A 25,873-nucleotide genomic window follows, 5' to 3' on the forward strand; every position below is an offset into this window, starting at 1 on the left:
GCAGGCCTATGGCTGACTACGTTCTCTCTCTGCGCAACGTCCGCAAGGCCCACGGTGACAAGGTGGTCCTCGACGACGTCTCGTTGTCCTTCCTGCACGGCGCCAAGATCGGTGTCGTCGGCCCCAACGGCATGGGCAAGTCGTCGCTGCTCAAGCTGATGGCGGGGCTCGACCAGCCCAACAACGGCGACGTGATCCGCGACGCCGACGCCACGGTCGGCATGCTGCAGCAGGAGCCCCCGCTCACCGAGGGCAGGACGGTGCTGGAGAACGTCGAGGAGGCGGTCGTCGAGGTCAAGGAGAAGCTGCATCGGTACAACAAGATCAGCGAGGAGCTTGCTGATCCGGAGGCCGACTACGACACGCTGCTCGCTGAGATGGGCGACCTGCAGACGGCGCTCGACCAGCACAACGCCTGGGAGCTGGACTCCCGTCTCGACCAGGCGATGGACGCCCTGCGTTGCCCGCCGCCCGAGGAGCTCGTGGACCATCTTTCCGGTGGTGAGCGTCGCCGTGTGGCCCTGTGCAAGCTGCTGCTGCAGCAGCCCGACCTGCTGCTGCTCGATGAGCCCACCAACCACCTGGACGCCGAGTCCGTCCAGTGGCTGGAGGGCCACCTGAAGAACTACCCCGGTGCCGTGCTGGCCGTCACCCACGATCGCTACTTCCTGGACAACGTCGCCGAGTGGATCGCCGAGGTCGACCGGGGACGGATCCACGGCTATGAGGGCAACTACTCCACGTACCTCGAGTCCAAGCAGGAGCGCCTCACGGTGGAGGGCCAGAAGGACGCCAAGCGCGCCAAGAGGCTCGAGAAGGAGCTGGAGTGGGTGCGTTCCAACGCCAAGGGACGCCAGAGCAAGTCCCGGTCGCGTCTGGCTCGCTACGAGGAGCTCGCCGCCGAGGCCGAGCGCGCCCGCAAGATCGACACCAGCGACATCAACATCCCCGCCGGACCGCGTCTGGGCGACGTGGTGCTGGACACCAAGAACCTCACGAAGTCCTTCGGTGAGCGTCCCCTGTGGCAGGACATCTCCTTCTCCCTGCCCCGCGCCGGCATCGTGGGCGTGGTGGGTCCCAACGGTGTGGGCAAGACGACCCTGTTCCGCATGATCACGGGCGCGGAGACGCCTGACTCCGGCACGCTCGACGTCGGCCAGACGGTCAAGATCTCCTACGTCGACCAGACACGAGCCAACATCGACGGCTCGAAGAACGTGTGGGAGGTCGTCTCCGACGGACTGGACTTCATCAAGGTCGCGAACTTCGAGATGAACAGCCGCGCGTACGTGGCGTCGTTCGGCTTCAAGGGCCCCGACCAGCAGAAGAAGGCCGGGGTGCTCTCCGGTGGTGAGCGCAACCGGCTGAACCTGGCGCTCACGCTCAAGCAGGGCGGCAACCTGCTCCTGCTGGACGAGCCGACCAACGACCTGGACGTGGAGACGCTGTCGTCGCTGGAGGACGCGCTGCTGGACTTCCCCGGGTGCGCCGTGGTCACCTCGCACGACCGCTGGTTCCTGGACCGCATCGCCACACACATCCTGGCGTGGGAGGGCACCGAGGACGAGCCGGGCCGCTGGTTCTGGTTCGAGGGCAACTTCGCCTCCTACGAGGCCAACAAGATCGAGCGCCTCGGTGAAGAGGCCGCCCGCCCCCACCGCGTCACGCACCGCCGACTCACGCGGGACTGAAAGCCCGGTCAAGCCGGTCGGCGCTTGCGCCGACTCACGCGGGACTGAGAGTTGACTCGAGCCGGTCGGCGCTTGCGCCGACTCACGCGGGACTGAGAGTTGACTCGAGCCGGTCGGCGCTTGCGCCGACTCACGCGGGACGAGGAACGTGGAGTGGTGCACGGCTTGCTGGCGCCTGCACGGGAAGTTTCGGATGCCCGCGCCCGAGAACCGTGCCGCGGACCCAATTCCCATGACGTCATGGGGATTGCGCAGCCCTGGTCAGAACGGGCGGCCGTCGAGCGTCTCGCGCACGGCCTCCATGACCCGTCCGACGGCGCGGAAGTCGTCGGGATCGACGATGCGGACCAGATAGTCCTGCACTCCGCGCACATGAGTGTGCGCGGCTTGTTCCAGCAGTGCGAAGCCCTCGTCGGTGAGCTCGGCGATCACCCCGCGGCGATCGTCGGTGGCCTGGCCACGCTGCACCAGGCCGCCTCGCTCGAGCCGGGCGATGGTGTGCGTGATGCGGCTACGTGAGTGGGCCACCGAGGCGGCCAGCTCGGCCATGCGGATCGAGCGGTCGGGTGACTCCGAGAGTCGTACCAGGATCTCGTACTCCGGCATCGACAGCCCGTGCCCGGCTCGCAGGTCACGGTCGAGCCGGTCGATCAGGACGGTGGTGCCCCCCAGCAGGGCACGCCAGATGCGCTGCTGGTCGGCATCAAGCCACTCAGTGTCAGGCATGGCGAGATCCTATCCGTCTCACAATCTGGTCGACCGGGCGTGTGTGATCTACAGAGCAGGGAATTGATTGAAGCATAAACCAGTTGTACCGTGGTGAAGGTCGAGAGATCGACCAAGACTTCACCCTTCACGACCATCTAGGAGCAGCCATGAGCACCGCCACCGCCATCAGCACCGGCACGTGGAACCTCGACCCCACCCACACCGAGATCGGCTTCACCGTCCGTCACCTCATGAGCAAGGTCCGCGGCAAGTTCGAGACCTTCGAGGGCACCCTGGTGACCGCCGAGGACATCACTGCCTCCAGCGTCAACGTCTCTGTCGACCTGACGTCGATCAACACCGGCACCGCCGACCGTGACGCCCACCTGCGCTCGAACGACTTCTTCGACGTCGGGACCTACCCGTCGATGACGTTCCGCTCCACCGGCGTCGTCCAGAAGAGCGACTCGGACTTCGTCGTCACCGGCGACCTCACCGTCAAGGACGTCACCAAGCCGGTCGAGCTTGCCGTGGAGTTCCTCGGCGAGGGTGGAGACCCGTGGGGCGGCACGCGTGTCGGCGTCGAGGCCAAGGGCGAGATCAGCCGCAAGGAGTTCGGCATCGACTTCAACGTCCCGGTCTCCGGCGACAAGGTCATGATCGGTGACAAGATCAGCATCGCGATCGTCGCCGAGGCCGTCCTCCAGGCCTGACCCGAACCCACGCACGCCACGAGCGGCGTCGTCCCGACCGGGGCGGCGCCGCTCGTCACTGCTCGGAGCCTCAGGGGGCGGGACGGGTCATCCGCAGCGCCAGATCAGCATGCAAGCGGGCGATGTCCTCGGGGCGCTGGGAGCCGTGTGGGGAGAACCACCGCAGCAGGTCGATGCTCAGTGACAGCAGCGCCCGAGCGGTGCCGGAGAGGTCGCCCACGTCGAGGACGCCGCGAGCGACTCCGTCGGCGATCACCTCCTGCATCTGTGACTCGATCGCGCGACGCAGATCGGCGATCTCGGCCCGGTGCTCCGGGGTGAGGGCATGGAACTCGTACTGGACGATGCGGCCCACGCGACTGTTGCTGGCGTGCCAGGCGCTGAAGTCGTGCACCATGCCCGCAAGCCGCGCGGCCGGATCGGTCTCGGCGGCTGCGGCCTGCTCGATGACCTCCAGCGCGGCCCGGTGACCGGAGAGGCTCACGCTGAACAGCAGGCTCTCCTTGCTGTCGTGGTGGACGTAGACCGCCGCCGGGCTCATGCCGGCTCGCGAGGCGATGTCGCGAGTGGTGGTGGCCGTGAAGCCCTTCTCAGCGAAGGCCTCGACGGCAGCTTCGATGAGTCGCTCGCGCGCGGTGACGGTCATTCCACCCCTCTCCATGAGTTGACAGCATGACCCATGCGGGGCACGCTAAGCAAGCGCTTAGTCTTGCTGTTCTCGACCAGCCACACCGTGAAGGGCCCCCGCATGGAACGCACCCTGTATGACGATGACCACCAGTCGTTCCGGGAGACGTGTGAGTCGTTCCTCGCCAAGAAGGTCGCCCCGAACATCGAGCAGTACATCGACGACATGTCGCTGCCGCGGGAGTTCTGGCTGCAGGCCGGTGAGCTCGGCCTGCTGGGCCTGGAGATCCCCGAGGAGCTCGGCGGTGCGGGCGCTCAGGACTTCCGCTTCAACGCCGTCTGGGCCGAGGAGCTCAGCAAGGTCAGCGCCGCACTCGGCTCGTGCGTCGGCATCCACTCCGACATCACCGCTCCCTACCTCGTGGACCTCGGGACGCAGGAGCAGAAGGAACGCTGGCTGCCCAAGGTGGCGACGGGCGAGACCCTGCTCGCGATCGGCATGACCGAGCCCGGTGGCGGCTCCGACCTCGCCGCACTCAAGACGACGGCCGTCCGCGACGGCGACGAGTGGGTGATCAACGGCTCCAAGACCTTCATCACCAACGGCTTCAGCGCCGACCTCGTGGTCACGGCGGTCCGCACCTCTCCCGAGAAGGGCGCCAAGGGGATCACGCTGTTCGGCCTCGAGGCCGACGACGAGGGGTTCAGCCGTGGCCGCAAGCTCGACAAGGTCGGCCAGAGTGAGTCCGACACCGCCGAGCTGTTCTTCGACGCCGTGCGCGTGGGCGACGACCGCGTCATCGGCGAGGTCGACCGAGGCTTCATCTACATGATGGAGCGTCTGCCGCAGGAGCGGCTCAGCTGTGCCGTCTCCAACGTCGCGCACGCCAAGCAGATCCTCGCCGAGACGATCCAGTACGCCAAGGACCGCAAGGCGTTCGGGCAGTCCATCGGCAGCTTCCAGTGGAACAAGTTCCTCATCGCCGAGCTGGTCACGTCGATCGAGGCGGCCGAGTCCTACGTCGACGCGGCCGTCGCCGCCCACGCCGAGGGCAGGCTGACAGCCATCGACGCCGCCAAGGTCAAGTGGTGGAGCTCCGACGTCCAGAACCGGGTCATCGACCACTGTGTCCAGATCCACGGCGGCTACGGCTACATGAACGAGTACCGTGTCGCCCGCGCCTGGCGGGACGCCCGCGTGAGCCGGATCTGGGCGGGATCCAACGAGATCATGAAGGAGCTCATCGGCCGTGACCTCGGACTCTGACGCTGGGTTCAAACCTAGCCGCCCACGGCCCGGCACCCCCGCCGGGCTCACATCTCGCCGCCCACGGCCCGGCACCCCCGCCGGGCTCACATCTCGCCGCCCACGGCCCGGCACCCCCGCCGGGCTCACATCTCGCCGCCCACGGCCCGGCACCCCCGCCGGGCTCACAGCGCAACCAGTTCTCGCACCCCACCTGGAAGGTGAACTCCCATGACCGAAGCCGTGATTGTTTCCACCGCCCGCTCGCCGATCGGTCGAGCCGGCAAGGGATCGCTGAAGGACCTGCGGCCCGACGACCTGGCCACGTCCATGGTCAAGGCTGCGCTGGAGAAAGTTCCCGCGCTCGACCCACGCGACATCACTGACCTGCACCTGGGCATCGGGCAACCGGCCGGCGAGGCCGGGCACAACATCGCGCGTGCCGTCGCCGTGCTGTCGGGGCTGGACCACCTGCCCGGCGTCTCGGTCAACCGCTACTGCTCCTCCTCGCTGCAGACCACCCGCATGGCGTACCACGCCATCAAGGCGGGGGAGGGAGACGCATTCATCTCCGCCGGGGTGGAGACCGTCAGCCGTTTCCAGAACGCCTTCGCCGACGTGCCCGGATCGCAGAACCCGCTCTTCGCCGACGCCATGGCGCGGACGGAGAAGCGTGCCGAGGGAGGCGCAGAGACCTGGACGGACCCGCGTGAGCGTGGCGAGCTGCCCGACCTGTACATCGCGATGGGGCAGACCGCCGAGAACGTCGCCCAGCACCTGGGCATGAGCCGCGAGGAGCAGGACGAGTTCGGTGTCCGGAGCCAGAACCTGACCGAGCAGCGAATCGCCGAGGGTTTCTGGGCCAAGGACATCACGCCGCTCACGCTGGCCGACGGCACCGTCGTCGACGCCGACGACGGCCCCCGGGCCGGTGTCACGCTGGAGGCCGTGAGCCAGCTCAAGCCGGTCTTCCGGCCTGACGGCACCGTCACGGCAGGCAACGCCTGCCCGCTCAACGACGGCGCCGCTGCCGTGGTGGTCATGAGTGATGAGAAGGCCAAGTCGCTCGGGCTGACGCCACTGGCGCGCATCGTCTCCACCGCCGTCACCGGCCTGTCCCCGGAGATCATGGGCCTCGGTCCGGTCGAGGCGATTCCGGCGGCCCTGCGCCATGCCGGCATGGGCATCGACGACATCGACCTGTACGAGATCAACGAGGCCTTCGCCGTCCAAGCGTGGGGCTCGGCCAAGCAGCTCGGCATCCCGCTGGACAAGCTCAACGTCAACGGCGGCGCGATCGCCGTCGGTCACCCGTTCGGCATGACCGGTGCACGCATCACGAGCACGCTCATCAACTCTTTGCAGCACCACGACAAGCAGTTCGGCGTGGAGTCGATGTGCGTCGGCGGCGGCATGGGCATGGCCATGGTCCTGGAGAGGCTCTCCTGATGAGCGGGCGTCTCGACGGCCCCGCGGCGGACGGCCGCTTCAAGGGCAGAGTCGCGATCGTCACCGGCGCCAGCCGCGGCATCGGCCTGGGTATCGCCGAACGCCTCGTGGCCGACGGCGCGCAGGTGCTCATCACCGCGCGCAAGCCCGACGCTCTCGCCGAGGCAGCCGAGTCTCTGGGCGATGGCCGTGCCTTGTGGGTAGCGGGTTCGGGTGACGACCCGGCGCACCAGGAGGAGGCGGTCACGACCGCGCTCGAGGCGTTCGGCCGTCTGGACTTCCTGGTCAACAACACGGGGATCAACCCGGTGTACGGCCGGATGATCGACATCGACCTGGAGGCGGCAGCCAAGATCTTCAACGTCAACGTGCTGTCGGCCGTCGCGTGGGCCCAGCAGGTCTACCACCGGTGGATGGGTGAGCACGGAGGTGCGATCGTCAACGTCGCGTCCGTCGGTGGGCTCAAGCCGGCGCCGAACATCGGCATGTACGGCGCGTCCAAGTCCGCGCTCATCCACGTGACCGAGGAGCTCGCGGTGGAGCTGGGTCCGGGCCTGCGGGTGAACGCGGTGGCCCCTGCAGTCGTCAAGACGAAGTTCGCCAGGGCCCTGTACGAGGGCCGCGAGGGCGAGGTGTCGGCCCCCTACCCGCTCAAGCGACTCGGGGTGCCGGAGGACATCGCCGGCGCGGTGGCCTTCCTGCTCTCCGAGGACGCCAGCTGGGTGACGGGCCAGACCCTGACCCTGGACGGCGGGCTCACCCTGACCGGCGGGGTGTAGCTGACTAGCGCAGGACCTGCACGGCCCCGGGGGCGACCTCGATCCTGACAGGGTCGGCCCCGAGCGTGCCGAGCGGTTCGCCGTCGCCGCCCATGGCCACGCCGTCGGGGCAGGACAGGGTGATGCTGCGACCGCGGAAGAGGTGGACGGGCGCGAGGTCGACGTGCCGGCCGTCATAGACCTTGGGGAACGAGCGGATCATGTCGAAGCGTCCTGCCGCCTCGATCACGACCACGTCCAGCTCACCGTCGTCGATGGAGGCCGGAGGGGCGATCAGCATCCCCTTGCCGTAGTAGCCCGAGTTCGCCACCACGACAGTGGCGCCGGTGAAGGCGCGTGAGACGCCGTCGATGTCGACGGCATACTGCGCGGCCTTGAACGTGGCCAGTGCGCGCACGGTCGCGAGGGGGTACTGCAACTTCCTGGGCACCCAGCGTGAGCGGTTGACGAGGTCGGCGGTCCGCGCGTCGACGCCGGCGTAGACCGACCCCGCCACGACTCGCAGCGTCCCGTCCGGCAGCTGGGCGTGGACCAGGTCGGTGGGCTTGGGCTCGGACTCCAGCAGCACGTCGGCCACGGCGTCGCTCTCGGTGGGGAGCTCGAGCATCCGGGCGAAGTCGTTGCCGCGGCCGGCGGGGACCATGCCCAGGGTGCCGCCGAGGCGGGCGACCTCGCCGGCGATCGAGGAGAGCATGCCGTCGCCGCCGACGGAGACCACGACGTCGCCACGCCCGACGGCCGCCGAGACGAGCTCGAGGATGGCCCGGGGGCCGGGGGAGTAGGTGACCTCCACCGTGGCGCCGGCATCGCGCAGGAGCCGGGCGACCGGCACCACCGCTCCCGGCGCGGCGCCACCGCCGGAGGTGGGGTTGACCAGGAAGGTGAAGGAACGGGTCACGGGATCATCACTCCGGGGTTCAGCACGCCGGTGGGGTCCAGGCCGTCCTTGACCGACCGCAGGATGGACACGCCGACCGGGCCGATCTCCTGGGCGAACCACGGCAAGTGATCGGTGCCGACCGCGTGGTGATGGGTGATGGTGGCCCCGGCGTCGATCATCGCCTGGCTGGCGGCGGCCTTGGCGGCGGCCCAGCGTCCCAGCGGGTCCTCGTCCTGACCGGTGGCGACCGTGAAGTACAGCGAGCAACCGGTCTCATAGACGTGGGAGATGTGGCAGAGCACGATCGTCTGCTCGCCGAGCTCGTGGGTCAGCGCGTCCCTGACCGCGGTGTAGACCCGCTCACGGTCGGCCCAGAACGTGGCGGTCTCGAGGGTCTCGGCGAGGACGCCGACGTCGAGGAGGGAGTCGCGCAGGTAGGGCGCATGGAACCGGCCCTCGGCCCAGGCGGTGCCGCGCTCCTCACCGAGCGAGACACCCCCGAGCCTGGTGAGGGCGTCGGCGACCAGCGCGCGGCGCCCGACGACTGAGCCGGTGGCTGAGGCGTCGGCTGGGCCCTCGTGCCCGACGATCATCAGGCAGCCGCTGTTGGCCTCGCCCCCGACGTCGGACTGCGACGCAAGATTGAGCGCGGTCTCTGCCTCGTCGGAGAGCCGCAGCACGGTGGGCATGAGGTTGTTCTGGGCGAGGTGACGCATGGCATCGGCGCCTTTGGCGAACGAGCCGAACTGCCAGGCCTCGTAGACCTTCTCTGCCGGCAGCTCCTTCACCCGCACCCGGACCGCGGTGATGATGCCGAAGGTGCCCTCGGAGCCGAGCACGAGCTGGCGCAGGTCGGGACCGGCCGCATTGGCCGGCGAGCTGCCCAGGTCGAGGGTGCCCTGCGGGGTGGCCACCGTGAGGCCGACGACCATGGCGTCGAACCGGCCGTAGCCGGCGGAGGCCTGGCCGCTGGAGCGCGTCGCGGCGAACCCGCCGATGGAGGCGTACTCGAAGGACTGAGGGTAGTGGCCCAGGACCAGTCCATGCTCGGCGAGCAGCGCCTCGGCCTCCGGTCCGCGCAGTCCGGGCTCGAGCACGGCCGTCATGGACCTGCGATCGACGTCGCGCAGTGCCTTCAGCCGGACGAGGTCGACCGAGAGCAGGCCGGCGTACCCCTCGCGCCGCGCTGCGAGTCCGCCGGTGACGCAGGTGCCTCCGCCAAAGGGGACGAGTGCCACGTGGTGGCGGACCGCGAAGGAGATCAGGTTCTCGACGTCGGCGTGCGAGCCCGGACGGACCACGGCATCGGGCGCGTCGCTCAGGTCGCCGGCGCGGGCCTTCAGCAGGTCGGGGGTCGACTTGCCACGCGTGCGCAGCCGCCGCTGCTCGTCGTCGGTGAGCACGTGCTCGGCCCCCAGGAGCTGCGCGAGCTCATCGAGCAGGCCGGGCTGCAGCCGTGACGGCGGCAGGCTGACCTCGCCGACGGCCGGGGTCTCCTGGATGCCCAGGGCGATCTCCACGAGGTCGCGGGTGGACTCGGGCAGCTCGCCGGCCATGGTCGGGTCGCCCCAGCGGCTGGGGTGCATCTCGGACGTCATGTGTTACAGTGTGACACATGACGTCTACTCGTCACAATGCCTATCTCGACGCTGCTCGCGAATCGATTCTCGAGGTCGGGCTGAAGCGGACCACGCTGACGGACGTGGCGCGGCGTGCCGGGGTCTCTCGGATGACCATCTACCGCGCCTGGCCCGACATGCAGACGCTGCTCGCCGACCTCATGACGCGTGAGTGGGCCGGGTTGGCGACCGCTGACCCCGCGCCTGAAGGAGATGCCCCGACGCCGGAGCAGATCGCCGGCGAGGTCGTTGCGGCCATCCGGGCCCTGCGCTCCAACCCACTGTTCCGTCGTGTCCTGGACCTCGATGTCGAGCTCCTGCTGCCATACCTGTTCGACCGCCGCGGACGATCCCAGCAGGTGATCGTCGCGGCCCTGGCCGCGCGGATCACACAGGGGCAGGAGGCAGGGCGCGTGCGCCAGGGTGATCCCGAGGCCCTGGCGCGAACGGTCGTGCTCGCCTCCCATGGGCTGGCCCTGTCGGTGCAGACCATGACCGAGCCTGACAGTCCCGATGCGTCCGGACTGTCGGAGACGGGTTTGGTCGCGACCTTCGCCGACCTCCTCGCCGGAGGTCTCGCCCCGTGACCGGGCTGCCCGCCTCCCCTGTGCGGTCGGCCGTCGGCCACGGGCTCGAGGGCCTCCCGGGCGAGGTCGACGTCGTCGTCGTCGGTCTGGGCGTCACCGGCGCCGGTGTCGCCCTCGATGCCGCCGCGAGAGGGCTGAGTGTGGTGGCTGTCGACGCCTTCGACATCGCCTTCGGCACCTCTCGGTGGTCCAGCAAGCTGGTGCACGGCGGCCTTCGCTACCTGGCCAAGGGGCAGGTGGGGGTGGCCCACGAGAGTGCCGTGGAGCGCGGCATCCTCATGGAGCGCACCGCGCCGCACCTCGCGCGACCCATGCCCATGCTGCTGCCGCTCATGTCCAGTGTGTCGCGGCCGCAGGCCCTGCTGGCGCGGCTCGGGTTGGCGGCCGGCGACATGCTGCGCCGAGTCGCCCGCACCAGCGCGGGGACCCTCCCGAGGCCACGTCGCATCTCGCGGACCGAGGTACTGGCGATGGCGCCGGCGCTGCGTAGCGGAGGTCTGCGCGGCGGCCTGCTCTCCTGGGACGGCCAGCTCGAGGACGACGCCCGCCTCGTGATCAGCATCGCCCGGACGGCCGTGGCGCACGGGGCCGACGTGCGCACCCACGTGCGCGCGACCTCCCTGACCGGTCATGGCGCGGAGCTGCGCGACGAGCTCACCGGAGCCACGGCCACCCTGCGGGCCAAGGCGGTGGTCAACGCCACCGGCGTGTGGGCGGGAGACCTGGTGGACGTCCGCCTCAAGCCGAGCCGCGGCACCCACCTCGTGCTCCGTGCAGAGACGCTGCCCGGCCTGAGGGCGGCGGTCACGGCGCCGATCCCGGGTACCAGCAACCGGTTCGTGCTGGTGCTGCCGCAACCGGACGGGACCTTCTACGTGGGGTTGACCGACGAAGAGGTGGAGGGTGAGATCCCGGACGTCGCCGAACCGTCGGACGCGGAGATCGGCTTCCTCCTCGACGTCGTCGCGGCCGCCTTCGACCGGCCGCTTCGGCGCAGTGACGTCGTGGGCGCCTTTGCGGGACTGCGGCCCCTGTTGGACAGCGAAGGGTCACCGGCAGGGGCGCTTGGGGGAGGGCGGCGTGAGGACACCGCGGACCTCTCGCGTGAGCACGCCGTGCTCACGTCCGGTTCCGGGGTCGTCACCGTCGTGGGCGGCAAGCTGACCACCTATCGGCAGATGGCCGAGGATGCCGTGGACGCGACCGGCCTGGCGCCAGGGCGGTGTCGCACTCGAGACGTGCCGCTTCTCGGTGCGGCGCCCCGCAGCGTGCTCGCGCGGCTCGAGGATCATCCTCGTCTCGTGCGCCGGTTCGGCACGGAGGCAGGTCTGGTCCTCGCCAATGCGCGCGAGGTCAGCGGGCTGGGGGACGAGGAGCTGCTGACCCCCATCGCTCCACACGTGCCGGTGACGCTGGCGGAGCTGATCTTCGGCGTGACTCACGAGGGCGCCGTGGACGTGGACGACCTGCTGCAGCGGCGCACGCGCGTGAGCCTGGTGCCCGCGGACCTCGAGGCCGCGCGGCCGGCCGCCGAGCGGGCGCTGCGGCTGGCGGACCTCGCACGGCCCGTCCAGGACTCGTCGAACTAGCCAGAACCACTGCGCCACAGACGTCCTGTGCACGCGGACGATGCTGGCGCCGCGCACCCGCTTCCCGTCATGACCGGAGCGGCCAGCGACGGAGCCACCTGGTGATCTTGGCCCGCACCGGGGTGTCCAGCGACTCGAGGCTTCCCTGTGCGTCGCGCATCCAGGTGCGTCCGTAGGTGTCGGTGAAGGTCAGTTCCACACGCACCTCGGTGATGGCTGGGCGAGTCTGCCCGGACTCGACCGTAGCCTCCTTGAGCTCCTCGAAGGCTGTCCGTGTCTTGACGTTCCACGTCAAGGGTGTGTTGTCATCGCCCGGAGGAATCACCGGCCTGACTCTCGTCCTGCCCAGCTCCTTGCCCTCGTAGAGGTAGCGGACGCTCCACTGGTAGATCGGGGTCGACGACGCGTTCCTGACGTGGAGCATCCGGTCCCGGGTGACCCATGCACCCACCTGGTCGGCCTGCCGGCGCCTCGTCATCCGGACGGTGCGCCGGTACGTGAGCACTGACACGAGCAGCGCCACCCCGGCGATGAGGACAGAAGCAGCTTCAGGGCCCCAGGTCGTCATCTGCTCATGCTGCCATCGTCGGGCTGTGCCTCGTGGCAGGTCGAAGTGACGAAGAACATGAGGATATCCTCGGATTAAAGTTGAGGAACCCCTCATGTTTTGGGACGATGGTGCGGTCCGCACTTGTCGTACCGGAGGGGTTCATCGCGTGACCACGTTCGAGACCACTGCCAGCACCGTCGCCCCAGCCGATCGCCGCACCGCGCTCGTCGACCACCTCCGCGAAGGGGTCCCCTACGCCGTCGTGCTCGGTGGGCAGGGCGCGCCGTGGCTGGAGTCGCTCGCCGACCTCGTGCGGGACTTCGCGCTGGAGGCCGAGCTCGAGCAGCTCGTCCAGCAGGCCGAGGAGCTCCTCGCTCCGGTGGCTCCCCACTTGCTGCGCACCGGTGCCGACGTCACACCGCTGGCCTGGGCCGACGTGCTCGCCGTGGGCGAGTCCGCCGAGGACGATGACGCCACACAGCCGCCGTCGGCCGAGGCGCTCGCCGCACCCGTGGCCTCTGTCCCCGGCATCCTGCTGACCCAGCTCGCCGGACTGCGTGCCCTGCGCCGCCAGGGGCTCGACACCCAGACCGCACGACCCACCGCCGTCGCCGGACACTCCCAGGGCGTGCTGGCCGTTGCTGCCCTCGACGGCCTGGGCGACCCTGGACTCGACGACATGCGGCTCTACGCCTATGCCCGCCTGATCGGTGCGGCCGCCCAGATCGTCGGGCGACGTCGCGGACTGCTGGGCGAGACGATGGTCAGCATCACCGGTGAGCAGCCCGAGCGCGTGGCCCAAGTCCTGGCCGACCTGCCCGCCTCCGCGCGGGTCGTCACCCACCTGCGCAACGGACGACGGGCCGTCGTGCTCTCCGGGCCCGAGGCCGGGTTGCGGCGTGCCGTCACGCTGCTGGAGGAGCGTGCCGAGGCCGAGAAGATCGAGCGCGAGCGCAAGACCACCGGTGGTTCGGCGTTCGCGCCGGTCATCGAGCCGGTGGTCTCCGGTCTCGCCTTCCACCATCCCGACCTCGCCGAGGCCGCCGACCTCGTGGCCGAGTGGGCCGCTGAGGCCGGACTCGACGCCGAGCGGGGCCGCAGCCTGACGATGCGATCCATCGTGGACCCGGTCGACTGGGTCCAGACCCTCGAGGAGACCCTCGACTCCGGTGCGGCATGGCTCCTGGACGTCGGTCCCGGCGACCTCGCGGCACGCATGAGCGCCGCCGAGGCGCGCGTACGGGGCGTCGGCGTCGTCGCAGCAGCCACACGTCGTGGACACCGGGAGCTCACCACCCCCGGCGCCGCACCCCGCCGCCCCGCCCCGTGGTCCTCCTTCGCGCCCGCAGTGGTCACGCTCCCCGACGGAACGGTGCGCGCGGAGACCCGCTTCACTCGTCTGACCGGCCGCTCGCCCGTCCTGTTGGCCGGGATGACCCCCACCACCGTCGACGCGCAGATCGTCGCCGCCGCGGCCAACGCCGGATTCTGGGCCGAGCTCGCCGGCGGCGGCCAGGTGAGCGAGCAGATCTTCACCGATCGCGTCGCCGAGCTCGACGACCTCCTGGAGTCCGGCCGGACCTACGCCTTCAACTCGCTGTTCCTCGACCCCTACCTGTGGAAGCTGCAGGTCGGCGGTCAGCGGCTGGTGCAGAAGGCCCGGGCCACCGGAGCGGCCATCGACGCCGTCATCGTCACCGCCGGCATCCCCGAGCGGGACGAGGCCGTCGCGCTCGTGCAGGAGCTGCGGGACGCGGGCATCGAGCACACCGTCTTCAAGCCCGGCACGGTCAAGCAGATCAAGCAGGTCCTTGCAATCGCCGACGACGTCGCCCCTCACCCCGTGATCGTGCAGATCGAGGGAGGCAAGGCCGGGGGCCACCACTCCTGGGAGGACCTCGACGAGCTGCTCATCGGCAGCTACGCCGACCTGCGGGCCCGCGACAACGTCGTGGTCTGCGTCGGTGGCGGGATCGGTACACCGCAGGCCGCGGCCTCCTACCTGACCGGTGACTGGGCACGCTCGTACGGCCACCCCGTCATGCCGCTGGACGGCGTGCTCGTGGGCACCGCAGCCATGGCTGCCCTCGAGGCCACGACGTCGCCGCAGGTCAAGCAGCTCCTCGTGGACACGCCTGGCACCCCGGACTGGGTGGGCGCCGGAACCGCCGAGGGCGGCATGGCGTCGGGACGCAGCCAGCTGGGCGCCGACATCCACGAGATCGACAACACCGCCTCGCGCACGGGCCGGCTCCTCGATGAGGTGGCCGGTGACGCGGACGCCGTCGCCGAGCGACGCGAGGAGATCATCGAGGCGCTGGACCGCACGGCCAAGCCGTACTTCGGCGACGTCGAGCAGATGACGTACGCCCAGTGGCTCGGGCGGTTCGTCGAGCTGGCGTACGGCCACACGTCCATCACCGGCCACGACGAGGACCACTCCGTGGGAGAGGACTGGCTCGACGTCACCCTGCGGGACCGGTTCCATGCCATGCTCCAGCGGGCCGAGGCGCGCCTGGTCGAGGCCGACCACGGCACGGTGTCCACGAAGTTCCCCGACGCCGACTCCGTCGAGGACGGACCGGCCGCGCTGGCGAGCCTGCTCGAGGCGTACCCGCACGCCGCCGACGTCGTGCTGCACCCGGCGGACGTGCCCTTCTTCATCCAGGTGTGCCGCCGCGCGGGCAAGCCGGTGAACTTCGTGCCCGTCATCGACGCCGACGTGCGCCGCTGGTGGCGTTCGGACTCCCTGTGGCAGGCCCACGACGCCCGCTACGGCGCCGAGGACGTCTGCGTGATCCCGGGCACCGTCTCGGTGGCCGGCATCACCCGCGCCGACGAGCCGGTGGCCGAGCTGCTGCAGCGCTTCGAGGATGCGGCCGTGGACTCGGTCCTCGCTTCCGGGCGGGCACCGCTGCAGGTCCCGGGCCGCCGGCGCACGGACGACGTCGCCGACGCCGTCTCCCTCGTGCTCGCCTCGCCCGATGCCGTGTGGGCCGGGCGCACCGTCCGCAACCCCGTGCACCGGCTGGGCGACGGCTGGGTCCTCGTGGACGGCCAGCGCGCCGAGCACCCCGAGACCGGGGCGACGCTGACAGCGGTCGCGACCGACCGGGCTGACCTGGTGGTGTCGCTGACCGCCGACCGGACACTCACCCTGCCGCTGTCCGTCGGGTCTCATGTCGCCGACGGCGGTGTGCCGGTGGTCGAGGCCGATGCTGCTGCCGCGGCGATGCTCGAGCTCCTCAGCGCCGCAGCCGGGGGCTCGCTGCCCGTCGTGCAGGACGGGCGAGCACGTGTGGACGCCACCTGGACGCCCGACCTCGCGGCCGACCACGCCGGAGTGACGGCTGCCGAAGACATACATGCCGTCCCCGATGCGTTCGTGGGGCTGGCTTGGCCGGCGGTCTTCGCCGTCATCGCCGATGCCCGTACCGAACCAGGTGAGGCCGTCGTCGAGGGAATGCTCGACCTCGTCCACCTCGACCACGTCGTCGACGCCGTCCGCCCTCTGGACGGCACTCGTGGGGGTGCCGGGTCGGGGGCGGCAGACGGGACTGATCTGGAGGTGACCGCATCGCTGTCCGGCGTGGAGGCCACCGAGCTGGGCCGCGTCGTCACCGTCGACGTCGCCTTCGCCGACGACTCCGGGGACGTCCTCCGGCTCACTGAGCGGTTCTGCGTCCGCGGTCGTCCCGGCACGTCGGCGGTCAGCGACCCCGCACGCGCCGGCGACACGCTCCAGGACCCCCGCGAGACCCCGCGCCGCGCCCGTGCCTCGGCGACGCTCGCGGCCCCGTCGGACCTGCATGCCTTTGCCGAGGTCTCGGGGGACCACAACCCAATCCACACCAGCACCGCCGCGGCCCGCCTGGCGGGGCTCGGCGACACGATCGTGCACGGCATGTGGCTCTCCGGGGCAGCGCAGCACGTGGTGGCCTCGCAGACCGGCCGCCGCCTGCTGGGCTGGACGGCACGGTGGCTGAGCCCACTGCTGCCGGGCGCCTCGGTGGAGATCCGTGCCGATCGTGTGGCCCTCGAGGCCGGCGACGAGGTCCTCGACGTCACCTGCCGTGCTGACGGCGAGCTGGTCATGTCCGCCACGGCCAGGCTGGCCGCACCGCGTACCGTCTACGCCTTCCCGGGCCAGGGCATCCAGCACGCCGGCATGGGCATGGCGGGCTACCAGCGCTCCAAGGCGGCCCGTGAGGTCTGGGACCGCGCCGACGCGCACACCCGTGAGGCGCTGGGGTTCTCCATCCTGACCGTGGTCCGCGACAACCCGACCGTCCTGGTCGCACACGGCACCACCCACAAGCACCCCGACGGTGTGCTTTTCCTGACGCAGTTCACCCAGGTGGCGATGGCCGTCCTGGGTGCCGCCCAGATGGCCGAGCTGCGCGAGTCCGGAGCGTTCGTCGAGGGCTCGATCCTCGCCGGCCACTCGGTGGGCGAGTACAACGCGCTGGCCGCCGTCTCCGGCGTCATCCCGCTGGAGGCGGTCGTCGAGGTGGTCTTCCAGCGCGGATCGGTCATGCACACGCTGGTGCCTCGCGACGCCGAGGGCCGCAGCGACTACCGCCTGGCCGCGATCCGTCCGTCACAGGTCGGACTCGCCGACGACGAGGTGCTCGGCTACGTCGAGCGCATCGCCGAGCAGTCCGGTGAGTTCCTGCAGATCGTCAACTACAACCTGCGTGGCTCGCAGTACGCGATCGCCGGTACCGTCCGCGCCCTGGAGGTGCTCGAGGCCGACATCGCCGAGCGTCGTGACCGTTTCGGCGGCAAGGCCGCGTTCATCCTGGTGCCCGGCATCGACGTGCCGTTCCACTCCCGCGTCCTGCACGGTGGCGTCCCGGACTTCCGCGCCCGGCTGGAGGAGCTGCTGCCGGCCGAGATCGATCCAACGATCCTGGAGGGTCGCTACGTCCCCAACCTCGTGCCGCGGCCCTTCACGCTCGCCCGCGAGTTCGTGGCCGAGATCAATGAGCTCGTGGGGCCAGCTCAAGACGGCACAGGCCCGCTGGAGGCGGTGCTGGCGGACTACGACGCCTGGGCCGCCCGACCCAGTGCCCTGTGCCGCACGCTGCTGGTGGAGCTCCTGGCCTGGCAGTTCGCGAGCCCGGTCCGTTGGATCGAGACGCAGGACCTGATGTTCGCTGCGGAGTCCGAGGGTGGACTCGGCGTCGAGCGGTTCGTCGAGGTCGGCGTGGGCCAGGCGCCCACCGTCGCCAACCTCGCCTCGTCGACGCTCAAGCTTCCGGCCATCCGCCGGCTGCTCGACCAGGACGTCGAGGTGCTCAACATCGAGCGTGACGCCGGTGCGGTTTTTGCCACTGACGAGGACCCGGCGCCCGTCGAGGACGAGGCGCCCGAGACGCCAGCCGCAGAGCCTGCCGAGGCGGCACCCGCGGCACCTGCTGCGGCACCGACGGCGGCGGCAGGCGCTCCGCGTCCTGCCGACCTCTCCTTCGACGCGGCCGACGGCACCAAGACGCTCATCGCGTGGTGGACCAAGCTGCGGCCGGACCAGATCGGGGCGGCCGACTCCATCGAGTCCCTGTGCGACGGCGCGTCGTCGCGTCGCAACCAGCTCCTGGTCGATCTCGGCGGTGAGCTCAACCTCGGCGCCATCGACGGCGCTGCCGACGCCGACGTGCCCACGCTGTCGACGCAGGTCACGGGTCTGGCGCGTGGGTACAAGCCGTTCGGCCCGGTCCTGACGTCAACCTTCGCCGACCACTTCAAGAAGCTGCTCGGGCCTACGGGGCGCAAGCAGTCCTCGGTCATCGAGCGCGTCACCGACATGTGGCAGCTCGGCCCGGGCTGGGGGAGCCACGTCCTGGCCGAGCTGGCGCTCGGCACGCGCGACGGCGCCAGCGTGCGCGGGGGAGACCTCGCGACGATCCCGATCCCGGGCTCGGGTGCCGACGTGGACGCGGCGATCGACGCCGCCGTGCAGTCCGTCGCTGCACGGCACGGTGTCAGCGTCGATCTGCCGGCCACCGGTGGATCGGACGCGACCGTCGACGCTGCAGCACTGGCCGAGATCACCGGCGAGATCACCGGCGAGGACGGAGTGCTCGCCAGCACCGCGCGTCACCTGCTGTCCAGGCTCGGCCTCGACCAGGCCGCGGACGGGTCCGGCGGGGGTGCCGGGACTGGGGCGCCAGACAGTGCCGATGCCCGTGTCCTCGAGCGCGTGGAGAACGAGCTCGGTCCTGACTGGGTCGACCTGACGGCTCCGGCGTTCGACGAACGCCGCGCGCTGCTGGTGGACGACCGTTGGGCCACCGCGCGCGAGGACGTCGCCCGCATCGCGTTGGGTGGCGGGGCGGACGCCGAGTCCGTCACTGCCGGTGCCGTCTTCGCCGGCGCCGGTGAGGCGGTCGCCCAGCAGGCTGGCTGGTGGGCTGCGCGCACCGAGGGTGACGTGGCGGAGCGACTGAGCACCATCGCCGCCGAAGCCGTCGACCAGACGCCGGGCGTGTGGGCCGACGACGTTGCCGTCGTGACCGGCGCCAGCAAGGGCTCGATTGCGGCGTCCGTCGTGGCAGGTCTGCTCGCCGGTGGCGCCACCGTGGTCGCAACGACGTCACGCCTGGACCGTGACCGCCTGCGCTTCTACCGCCAGCTGTACCGCTCGAACGCCCGTCCAGGTGCGCGGCTGTGGGTGGTTCCGGCCAACATGGCGTCCTACACCGATGTCGATGCGCTGGCCGAGTGGATCACCACCGAGCAGTCGCGCACGATCGGCAGCACCAAGCACGTCAGCAAGCCGGCCCTCACCCCGACGCTGCTCCTGCCGTTCGCGGCGGGCCGCGTCATGGGCGATCTCACCGACGCCGGGAGCCGGGCTGAGGTGGACACCCGCATTCTGCTGTGGTCGGTGGAGCGACTCATCGGGCGACTCGCCGCGCGGGGCCGTGACCACGACCTCGCCGCCAGCCTGCACGTCGTGCTGCCGGGCTCGCCGAACCGCGGCATGTTCGGCGGCGACGGCGCCTACGGCGAGGCCAAGGCCGCGCTCGACGCGATCGTGACCAAGTGGTCCGCAGAACGCACGTGGGCCGATCGGGTGACCCTCGCGCACGCGATCATCGGCTGGGTCAAGGGCACCGGTCTCATGGGAGGCAACGACCCGTTGGTCGAGGCCGTCGAGGCCGCCGGTGTCCAGACGTGGACGACGGACGAGATGGCAGAACAGCTCCTGCAGGTCAGCACTGCCGCGGCCCGCGAATCAGCCGCCGAGAAGCCGTTGACCGCCGACTTCACGGGCGGACTGGCCGGAGCAGACCTGGATCTCGCGGCACTCGCCGCCACCGTGGAGCGCCCTGAGCGTGCCGCCGAGGACGAGCCTGGGGGCATCGCCGCCCTCGCGCCGTCGCCGGCGCAGCTGCCGCAGACCGTCACCCCCGAGTGGGGCGAGGTCACGGCGCGACCCGAGGACCTCGTGGTCGTCGTGGGGTCCGGGGAGCTGGGGCCATACGGCTCGGCACGGACCCGCTTCGAGATGGAGGTTCATGACGAGCTGTCCGCCGCGGGCGTCCTGGAGCTCGCGTGGAGCACCGGCCTGATCACCTGGGACGAGCAGAACGGCTCCTGGTACGACGTGGAGTCCGACGAGCCCGTGCAGGAGTCCGAGATCCACGAGCGCTACCACGACGTCGTCGTCGAGCGCTGCGGCATCCGTCGCTATGAGGACGACGGCTCCATGGTCGACAACTCCGCTCCGCTGCTGACGTCGGTCTACCTCGACGAGGACCTCACCTTCTCGGTGGGGAGCGAGGCCGAGGCGCGCGCGATGGTGGAGGCCGACCCCGAGCGCACCGTCGCCACACCAGTGGGTGAGGGCGAGTGGACGGTCACCCGCAAGGCAGGCACCGAGATCCGTGTACCACGTCGGATGAGCCTGAGCCGCACCGTCGGCGGGCAGATCCCGACCGGTTTCGACCCCTCGGTCTGGGGCATCCCGGCAGAGATGCTGGAGTCGGTGGACCGGGTGGCGATCTGGAACCTCGTCAGCACGGTGGACGCGTTCCTGTCCAGCGGGTTCACCCCGTCGGAGCTGATGCGTTGGGTGCACCCGGCGTTCGTGGCCAACACGCAGGGAACCGGCATGGGCGGGATGAGCTCCATGCATGCGCTGTACATCAACACGCTGCTGGGGGAGAGCAACCCCAACGACATCCTGCAGGAGGCGCTGCCCAACGTCATCGCCGCGCACGTCGTGCAGTCCTACGTCGGCAGCTACGGCGCGATGATCCACCCGGTCGCCGCGTGCGCCACCACGGCGGTCTCCGTCGAGGAGGGCGTGGACAAGATCAAGGTCGGCAAGGCCGAGTTCGTCGTGGCTGGTGGCTTCGACGACCTCAGCACCGAGGGCATCATCGGCTTCGCGGACATGTCCGCCACCGCCGACACCGGGGCCATGACCGCCCAGGGCATCGATGAGCGGTACGTGAGCCGAGCCAACGACCGGCGTCGCGGCGGGTTCGTGGAGTCGCAGGGCGGCGGCACCTTGCTGCTGGCCCGTGGCGACGTCGCGGCCCGCATGGGCCTTCCGGTCCACGCCGTGGTGGCCTTCGCGGCGTCGTACGCCGACGGCGTGCACACGTCGATCCCGGCACCGGGTATCGGCGCGCTGGCGGCCGGTATCGGCGGGGAGCAGTCGATGCTGGCGCGATCGCTGTCGTCACTCGGCCTGTCGGCCGACGACATCGGCGTGGTCAGCAAGCACGACACGTCCACGGACGCGAACGATCCCAACGAGTCCGAGCTGCACGAGCGGCTCGCGGCGGCGCTGGGACGCAGCGAGGGCAACCCGCTGTTCGTGGTCTCGCAGAAGACACTCACAGGGCACGCCAAGGGCGGCGCGGCCGCGTTCCAGCTCATCGGCCTGTGCCAGGTGCTGGGCAGTGGTGTGCTGCCACCGAACCGCAGTCTGGACTGCGTCGACGATGCGCTGGCTGAGAACCAGCACCTGGTGTGGCTGCGGGAGCCGCTGGCGACGCCGGGCCTCAAGGCTGGTCTGGTGACCAGCCTGGGCTTCGGGCACGTCGCGGGGATCATCGCGCTGGCGCACCCGGAGGCGTTCGTCGCCTCGCTCGACGAGCAGGCCCGCGAGACCTACCTGACGGCGTCGCGTGAGCGGGTCGTCGAGGGACGGCTGCGTCTGGCCCGCACGATGGTCGGCGGCGCACCGGCGTACGAGCGACCGGCCGACCGGCGGCTCGGTTCGGGGTCCAACGGCACGGCGCGGTCCTTGGAGGCCTCGGTGCTGCTGGATCGCGGTGCCCGGCTGAGCGAGGACGGCGTGTACGCGTGCCGGTGATCGGTGTGGGTACCGATCTGGTGCACGTACCGAGCTTCGCCGAGCAGCTCCAGCGGCCGGGCACCCGGTTCGCGCAGGTGTTCACGCCGGGCGAGCGACGCGATGCGGCCGACAGGCCCGCGTCGCTCGCCGTCCGGTGGGCCGCCAAGGAGGCGTTGGTGAAGGCCTGGTCGGCGTCGCTGTTCGGTTCGCCGCCGTTGATGGGGGATGAGGCCCTCGGCCAGGTGGAGGTCGTGCGTGACGCCTGGGACCGACCGCGGCTCCGCCTGCACGGCGACGTGGCCAAGCACCTGTCGGGAGTCGAGGCGCACGTCAGCCTCAGCCACGACGCCGACCATGCCATCGCGTACGTCGTCCTCAGCACGGAGCCGGCGTCCTGACCACGTCTCCCATGTGGGCAGAGCTCTCCCGATGGTCATGGGAATCGTTGGTGTCGTCGGGGTCTGCGTCTGGGATCCAGTGATGCCGGTGGAACCAGCTCGGGGATGCCGTCGGGCGTGAAGTGCACGTCCCAGCCGTCGTTGTGCAAGATCCGGTGGTGGTGGGGACAGATCAGGACGCCGTCCTTGAGGTCTGTCTTCCCGCCGTTGGCTCAGGTTTCTCGGGCATGGTGGACGACGCACCATCCGGGTGGCCGGTCGCATCCGGGAAAGACGCAACCCTTGTCGCGGAGCTCCAGTGCTCGACGCTGGTGCGACGTGAAGAGTCGTCGATCGCGACCGAGGTCCAGGGGTAAGGAGTCGCCGCCGAAGACGGCCGGGAGGAGTCGGTGTTCGCAGGCCATTCGGCGGGCCTGACCGGCGCTGAGAGTCTCGCCCGTGGAGAGCGCCGCGACCTTCAACTCGTTCACCAGTGCTTGGTGGTCGATGTTGATGGTCAGGATGGGGCCGGTGTTGTTGGTCTCGGGGAGTCGGTCGAGTGGCAACAGTTCGCACAGGTGGGTGAACGCCCAGCCCTGACGACGTGAGTACGACGGCCGTTCGTCCAGGAGGACGTCGCCGGTGGCCCGCGTAGCTTCACCGGGCGCGGTGATCTCGACCTGTGGGGCACACAGGGCCTCTAACGCGACCCGCAGGTGGGCTGCCTGGGCCTCGGGGATCGTGAACCCGCCCTTGACGGTCCCACCGACCGGCGGGGCCATCCAGAACTCTGCGGTGTTCCAGGCCTTGGTCTCACGATCCTCGACGATCTCGTTCTCGACCTCATCGAGTGCCTCGTCGTCGGTGTCGTCTCGCTGCTCGGCGATCAGTCCCGCCACGACCCGGTCGGCCTGACGCTGGAAACGTCGAATGTCCATGCGGGGTGCATCATCGACCAGCTGGGTCTCACACGCCTCACGCTGGGCAGCGCCGACATCAGCCGGCAACAAGTCCAGCGCCTTCTCGATGATCTTGGCTTGCTTGGCCGTCAACTTCCCCTGAGCCATGGCCTGATGGGACTGGGGAGTCTTCTTGATCTTCTTGGCCTTGCGGACCGTGCCACAGGTGCCTCGATGGTCGCCACCGAAGTCGTTCGACAACATCGACGCCGTCGACGTCGACCCCTGCCGCCGGGCCTCGCCCGACTGCTCGACCGCGGACACAGCCGCCAGCTTGTAGGCCGTCACCCGCGCTTCCAGACGAGACAGGGATGTGGCAGCTTCACGCTGCTGCGCCCCACTCAATCCAGAGAACTCAGACGTGGCGATCGAACCCAACAGATCATGCACCTGCGCGAGCACACCCACCACGTCCGTGGTGGGCTCCAGCACCAGTGCCGCCATCAAGAACACATCCCTCAATCGAAGATATTTTCCATACTAGAGACCCCTGCTGACACCCACCAGAGACCAACCCGAACCTGTGGACAACGGTGCCGTCAGGTGTCCTGCTGGTCAGCGGTCGCTGACGGCCGACTCAAGCAGCTCGGCCGCCCGTTCGGTGATCAGTCGCCGCACGGTGAGCGCCGAGGGGGACGGCTGTGTGTCGCGTCGTTGGACCAGGCAGATCTGAACCGATGGCGTGTCCCGCAACCGGATCCAGCGCAGACCCGGCACGTCGGAGGAGGTGTCGAAGGAGGTGAGGATCCCGATTCCAGCACCCTGCGCGATCATGAGCTTGACCGATCGGGCCGACATCGCCTGCACGACCACCTGCGGGTTGCTGATATCAGCCTGTAGTCGCTCCCACATCACGGTGCCCTCCCGCATCGTCACGATCGGCCACGTCTCCAGGTCGCTCCAACGGATGCTGTCACGATCGGCTAGCAGATGATCGAGCGGTACGACGGCGCCGATGGGGGCCTGGAACAGCACCGTCCGTTTAATGGACGTGTCGGGAGGTGTCGAGGGCATCGTCGCAATGCCGAGGTCCAGGTCGCCGGCGCTCACGGCTGCCTCGATGGCTGCCGAACTTGTCTCGGTGACGGTGAACCTCAGGTCCGGGTGGCGTACGCGAAGTCGCCCGACGACATTGGCGATGACCATCTCGGCGAGCGCTGGAACTGCGCCGATTGCCACACGGCCGCGATAGGCGCCGCCTGACTCCGCCGCGGCCCAGCGCAGTGAATCCTGCGCCGCCACCAGGCGCGCCATCGGCTTCAAGAGATCCTGGCCGGCCTGAGTGGGGCGTACCCCCAGACGACCCCGGGTGAGCAACACGACGTCGAGCTCCTCCTCCAGCAGGTCAATCTGCTGGCCCAGCGCCGGCTGACTGATGCCGCAGCGGGTCGCCGCTCCACGGAGCGAGCCCGCCTCGACGGCAGCAAGAAAGTACCTGGCTCGCTCGACACGCACGGCCAGCATGATAGCCAACGCTTTTCACCCTTGGAAGGTTTCGCTCAGTTCCCGCAGCGCCGTGCGGTCGTCATAGTCATCTGTGATGCGCCTCACGAGCTGTGAGCGCCACCCTCGACTGAAAGGCATCGACCGTGACGCACGCCCCGCTGCGCGGAGTGAGGGTCTTGGACCTGTCCACGATCCTCGCCGGCCCGCTGACATCCTCCCTCTTGGCCGAGTTCGGTGCCGAAGTCATCAAGATCGAGCAGCCGGGGGACGGGGACCCTGCACGCTCCTATCCGCCGCTGGAAGACGGAGTCTCGCCGCAGTGGTCCCTCCTGGGGCGAAACAAGCGCAGCGTCACCATCGACCTGCACCAGCCTGGGGCAGCCGACGTCGTCGGGCGGCTGGCTGCGGCAGCCGACGTCGTGGTGACGAACTTCCGCCCCGGGACGCTTCGCCGCTTCGGCGTCGACTTCGACGACCTGGTGGCGTACCGCCCAGACCTGGTGATGGTGCACATCAGCGCCTTCGGGCGGACCGGCCCCTACGCCGACCGGCCGGGGTTCGCGCGGGTGGCCGAGTCCTACGCCGGACTCACTCATCGCACCGGTGAGCCGGATCGCCCGCCACTCTTCGCGGGCTATCCCGTGGCCGACGGCGTCACCGGCATCTACGCCGCCTTCGCCGCCTTGCTCGCACTACGCCAGCGCGACCTGACGGGGGAGCCGCAGCTGGTTGACATCGCTCTCTACGAGCCGCTTCTGCGGATGATGGAGGACTTCATCGTCGGCTTCGACGCGACCGGCCACAGCATCTCTCGCCAAGGCAACGAGAATCCGCACATCAGCCCCAACAACCTGTACCGGACTCGTGACGATCACTGGCTCGCCCTTCCGGCATCGACCGAGCAGATGTGGCGCCGACTCATCAAGGTGATGGGGGCCGACGATCTCGCCGGGTACACCGACATGTCGCAGCGCATCGCTCACCGCAAGGAGATCGAGGCGAGGGTCCAGGCGTTCGTCGCCTCCCACGACCTCGATCCCCTCATGGAGATGCTGGTCGACGCCGGTGTCGCGGCAGGCCCGGTGAACTCGGCTGCGGAGATCTGCGCCGATCCCCATGTCCGTGAGCGCGGTTCGATCGTGTCTGTCCCCGACGGTGCTGGTCGCCAGCGCCTCATGCAGGCGCCGGCGGGGATCTTCTCCGGGTTCGAGGGATCCATTCGATCAGTGGCGCCGACGCTCGGTCAGGACACCGATGCGGTGCTCACCCAGCTGGCAGGCCTGAGCGACGACGACGTCGCCGGCCTGCGCGAACGAGGAGTCATCTGATGCCCACAC

General features: G+C 69.9%; 17 protein-coding genes. 10 read left to right on the top strand and 7 right to left on the bottom strand.

Going from position 1 to position 25,873, the window contains the following annotated elements:
• Positions 1-8: 8 nt before the first annotated feature.
• On the top strand, positions 9-1,691 hold the full coding sequence (ettA, locus tag ACEVFP_RS05630) for an energy-dependent translational throttle protein EttA (RefSeq protein ID WP_375002636.1): 1,683 nt from the start codon (positions 9-11) through the stop codon (positions 1,689-1,691).
• Between the two features lie 261 nt (positions 1,692-1,952).
• Here ettA and ACEVFP_RS05635 read toward each other — a convergent pair whose 3' ends face one another.
• A complete protein-coding gene (locus ACEVFP_RS05635; protein ID WP_375002638.1) occupies positions 1,953-2,417 on the bottom strand; it encodes a MarR family winged helix-turn-helix transcriptional regulator in 465 nt (154 codons plus the stop codon).
• 149 nt (positions 2,418-2,566) lie between these two features.
• Here ACEVFP_RS05635 and ACEVFP_RS05640 point away from each other — a divergent pair, with 149 nt between their 5' ends.
• Entirely contained in the window at positions 2,567-3,112 is a 546-nt protein-coding gene (locus ACEVFP_RS05640) for a YceI family protein (protein ID WP_375002640.1), read from the top strand.
• Between the two features lie 70 nt (positions 3,113-3,182).
• On the opposite strand, the gene ACEVFP_RS05645 is transcribed toward ACEVFP_RS05640, so the two are convergent.
• On the bottom strand, positions 3,183-3,758 hold the full coding sequence (locus tag ACEVFP_RS05645; RefSeq protein ID WP_375002641.1) for a TetR/AcrR family transcriptional regulator: 576 nt from the start codon (positions 3,756-3,758) through the stop codon (positions 3,183-3,185).
• Positions 3,759-3,860: 102 nt separating this feature from the next.
• Between ACEVFP_RS05645 and ACEVFP_RS05650 the strand changes: the two genes are divergently transcribed.
• The 3 genes from ACEVFP_RS05650 (at position 3,861) to ACEVFP_RS05660 (ending at position 7,213) form a co-directional block, all read left to right on the top strand.
• Positions 3,861-5,006 carry an acyl-CoA dehydrogenase family protein gene (locus ACEVFP_RS05650; protein WP_375002643.1) on the top strand — a complete coding sequence of 382 codons (1,146 nt, stop codon included), beginning with the start codon at positions 3,861-3,863 and terminating at the stop codon, positions 5,004-5,006.
• Positions 5,007-5,216: 210 nt separating this feature from the next.
• The gene (locus ACEVFP_RS05655) at positions 5,217-6,434 is read left to right on the top strand and encodes an acetyl-CoA C-acetyltransferase (RefSeq protein WP_375002644.1); all 1,218 of its coding nucleotides are present in this window, start codon (positions 5,217-5,219) and stop codon (positions 6,432-6,434) included.
• Positions 6,434-7,213 carry an SDR family oxidoreductase gene (locus tag ACEVFP_RS05660; RefSeq protein WP_375002646.1) on the top strand — a complete coding sequence of 260 codons (780 nt, stop codon included), beginning with the start codon at positions 6,434-6,436 and terminating at the stop codon, positions 7,211-7,213. The genes ACEVFP_RS05655 and ACEVFP_RS05660 overlap by 1 nt, the downstream gene beginning before the upstream one ends.
• 4 nt (positions 7,214-7,217) lie before the next feature.
• Here the strand turns inward: ACEVFP_RS05660 and ACEVFP_RS05665 are convergent, their stop codons facing one another.
• Positions 7,218-8,111, bottom strand: a complete 894-nt coding sequence (locus ACEVFP_RS05665; protein WP_375002648.1) for a diacylglycerol/lipid kinase family protein — start codon at positions 8,109-8,111, stop codon at positions 7,218-7,220.
• A complete protein-coding gene (locus ACEVFP_RS05670; protein ID WP_375002649.1) occupies positions 8,108-9,691 on the bottom strand; it encodes an FAD-binding oxidoreductase in 1,584 nt (527 codons plus the stop codon). The genes ACEVFP_RS05665 and ACEVFP_RS05670 overlap by 4 nt, the downstream gene beginning before the upstream one ends.
• Before the next feature lie 17 nt (positions 9,692-9,708).
• Here ACEVFP_RS05670 and ACEVFP_RS05675 point away from each other — a divergent pair, with 17 nt between their 5' ends.
• The gene (locus ACEVFP_RS05675) at positions 9,709-10,299 is read left to right on the top strand and encodes a TetR/AcrR family transcriptional regulator (protein WP_375002650.1); all 591 of its coding nucleotides are present in this window, start codon (positions 9,709-9,711) and stop codon (positions 10,297-10,299) included.
• A complete protein-coding gene (locus ACEVFP_RS05680; RefSeq protein ID WP_375002652.1) occupies positions 10,296-11,888 on the top strand; it encodes a glycerol-3-phosphate dehydrogenase/oxidase in 1,593 nt (530 codons plus the stop codon). The genes ACEVFP_RS05675 and ACEVFP_RS05680 overlap by 4 nt, the downstream gene beginning before the upstream one ends.
• A gap of 67 nt (positions 11,889-11,955) precedes the next feature.
• Here ACEVFP_RS05680 and ACEVFP_RS05685 read toward each other — a convergent pair whose 3' ends face one another.
• Positions 11,956-12,456, bottom strand: coding sequence for a hypothetical protein (locus tag ACEVFP_RS05685; protein ID WP_375002653.1), 501 nt, complete (start codon positions 12,454-12,456; stop codon positions 11,956-11,958).
• Between the two features lie 148 nt (positions 12,457-12,604).
• Between ACEVFP_RS05685 and ACEVFP_RS05690 the strand changes: the two genes are divergently transcribed.
• Both ACEVFP_RS05690 and ACEVFP_RS05695 read left to right on the top strand, forming a co-directional pair.
• On the top strand, positions 12,605-21,772 hold the full coding sequence (locus ACEVFP_RS05690) for a fatty acid synthase subunit beta domain-containing protein (protein ID WP_375002655.1): 9,168 nt from the start codon (positions 12,605-12,607) through the stop codon (positions 21,770-21,772).
• 5 nt (positions 21,773-21,777) lie between these two features.
• On the top strand, positions 21,778-22,152 hold the full coding sequence (locus tag ACEVFP_RS05695; RefSeq protein ID WP_375002656.1) for a holo-ACP synthase: 375 nt from the start codon (positions 21,778-21,780) through the stop codon (positions 22,150-22,152).
• A 212-nt stretch (positions 22,153-22,364) separates the two neighbouring features.
• On the opposite strand, the gene ACEVFP_RS05700 is transcribed toward ACEVFP_RS05695, so the two are convergent.
• Together ACEVFP_RS05700 and ACEVFP_RS05705 are read right to left on the bottom strand one after the other, a co-directional pair.
• Positions 22,365-23,543: a DUF222 domain-containing protein gene (locus ACEVFP_RS05700; RefSeq protein WP_375003769.1), complete on the bottom strand. Its 1,179-nt coding sequence runs from the start codon at positions 23,541-23,543 to the stop codon at positions 22,365-22,367.
• Positions 23,544-23,645: 102 nt separating this feature from the next.
• A complete protein-coding gene (locus tag ACEVFP_RS05705; protein WP_375002658.1) occupies positions 23,646-24,545 on the bottom strand; it encodes a LysR family transcriptional regulator in 900 nt (299 codons plus the stop codon).
• A gap of 134 nt (positions 24,546-24,679) precedes the next feature.
• On the opposite strand from ACEVFP_RS05705, the gene ACEVFP_RS05710 reads away from it, so the two are divergent.
• Positions 24,680-25,864 carry a CaiB/BaiF CoA transferase family protein gene (locus tag ACEVFP_RS05710; RefSeq protein ID WP_375002659.1) on the top strand — a complete coding sequence of 395 codons (1,185 nt, stop codon included), beginning with the start codon at positions 24,680-24,682 and terminating at the stop codon, positions 25,862-25,864.
• Positions 25,865-25,873: the final 9 nt, after the last annotated feature.

Source organism: Aeromicrobium sp. CTD01-1L150, from assembly GCF_041951745.1.
In the GTDB taxonomy this organism is placed as follows: Bacteria; Actinomycetota; Actinomycetes; order Propionibacteriales; family Nocardioidaceae; genus Aeromicrobium.

Coding starts and splice junctions, on each gene's coding strand:
- ettA (WP_375002636.1), top strand. CDS start 9: ATGGCTGACTACGTTCTCTCTCTGCGCAACGTCCGCAAGGCCCACGGT.
- ACEVFP_RS05635 (WP_375002638.1), bottom strand. CDS start 2,417: ATGCCTGACACTGAGTGGCTTGATGCCGACCAGCAGCGCATCTGGCGT.
- ACEVFP_RS05640 (WP_375002640.1), top strand. CDS start 2,567: ATGAGCACCGCCACCGCCATCAGCACCGGCACGTGGAACCTCGACCCC.
- ACEVFP_RS05645 (WP_375002641.1), bottom strand. CDS start 3,758: ATGACCGTCACCGCGCGCGAGCGACTCATCGAAGCTGCCGTCGAGGCC.
- ACEVFP_RS05650 (WP_375002643.1), top strand. CDS start 3,861: ATGGAACGCACCCTGTATGACGATGACCACCAGTCGTTCCGGGAGACG.
- ACEVFP_RS05655 (WP_375002644.1), top strand. CDS start 5,217: ATGACCGAAGCCGTGATTGTTTCCACCGCCCGCTCGCCGATCGGTCGA.
- ACEVFP_RS05660 (WP_375002646.1), top strand. CDS start 6,434: ATGAGCGGGCGTCTCGACGGCCCCGCGGCGGACGGCCGCTTCAAGGGC.
- ACEVFP_RS05670 (WP_375002649.1), bottom strand. CDS start 9,691: ATGACGTCCGAGATGCACCCCAGCCGCTGGGGCGACCCGACCATGGCC.
- ACEVFP_RS05675 (WP_375002650.1), top strand. CDS start 9,709: ATGACGTCTACTCGTCACAATGCCTATCTCGACGCTGCTCGCGAATCG.
- ACEVFP_RS05685 (WP_375002653.1), bottom strand. CDS start 12,456: ATGACGACCTGGGGCCCTGAAGCTGCTTCTGTCCTCATCGCCGGGGTG.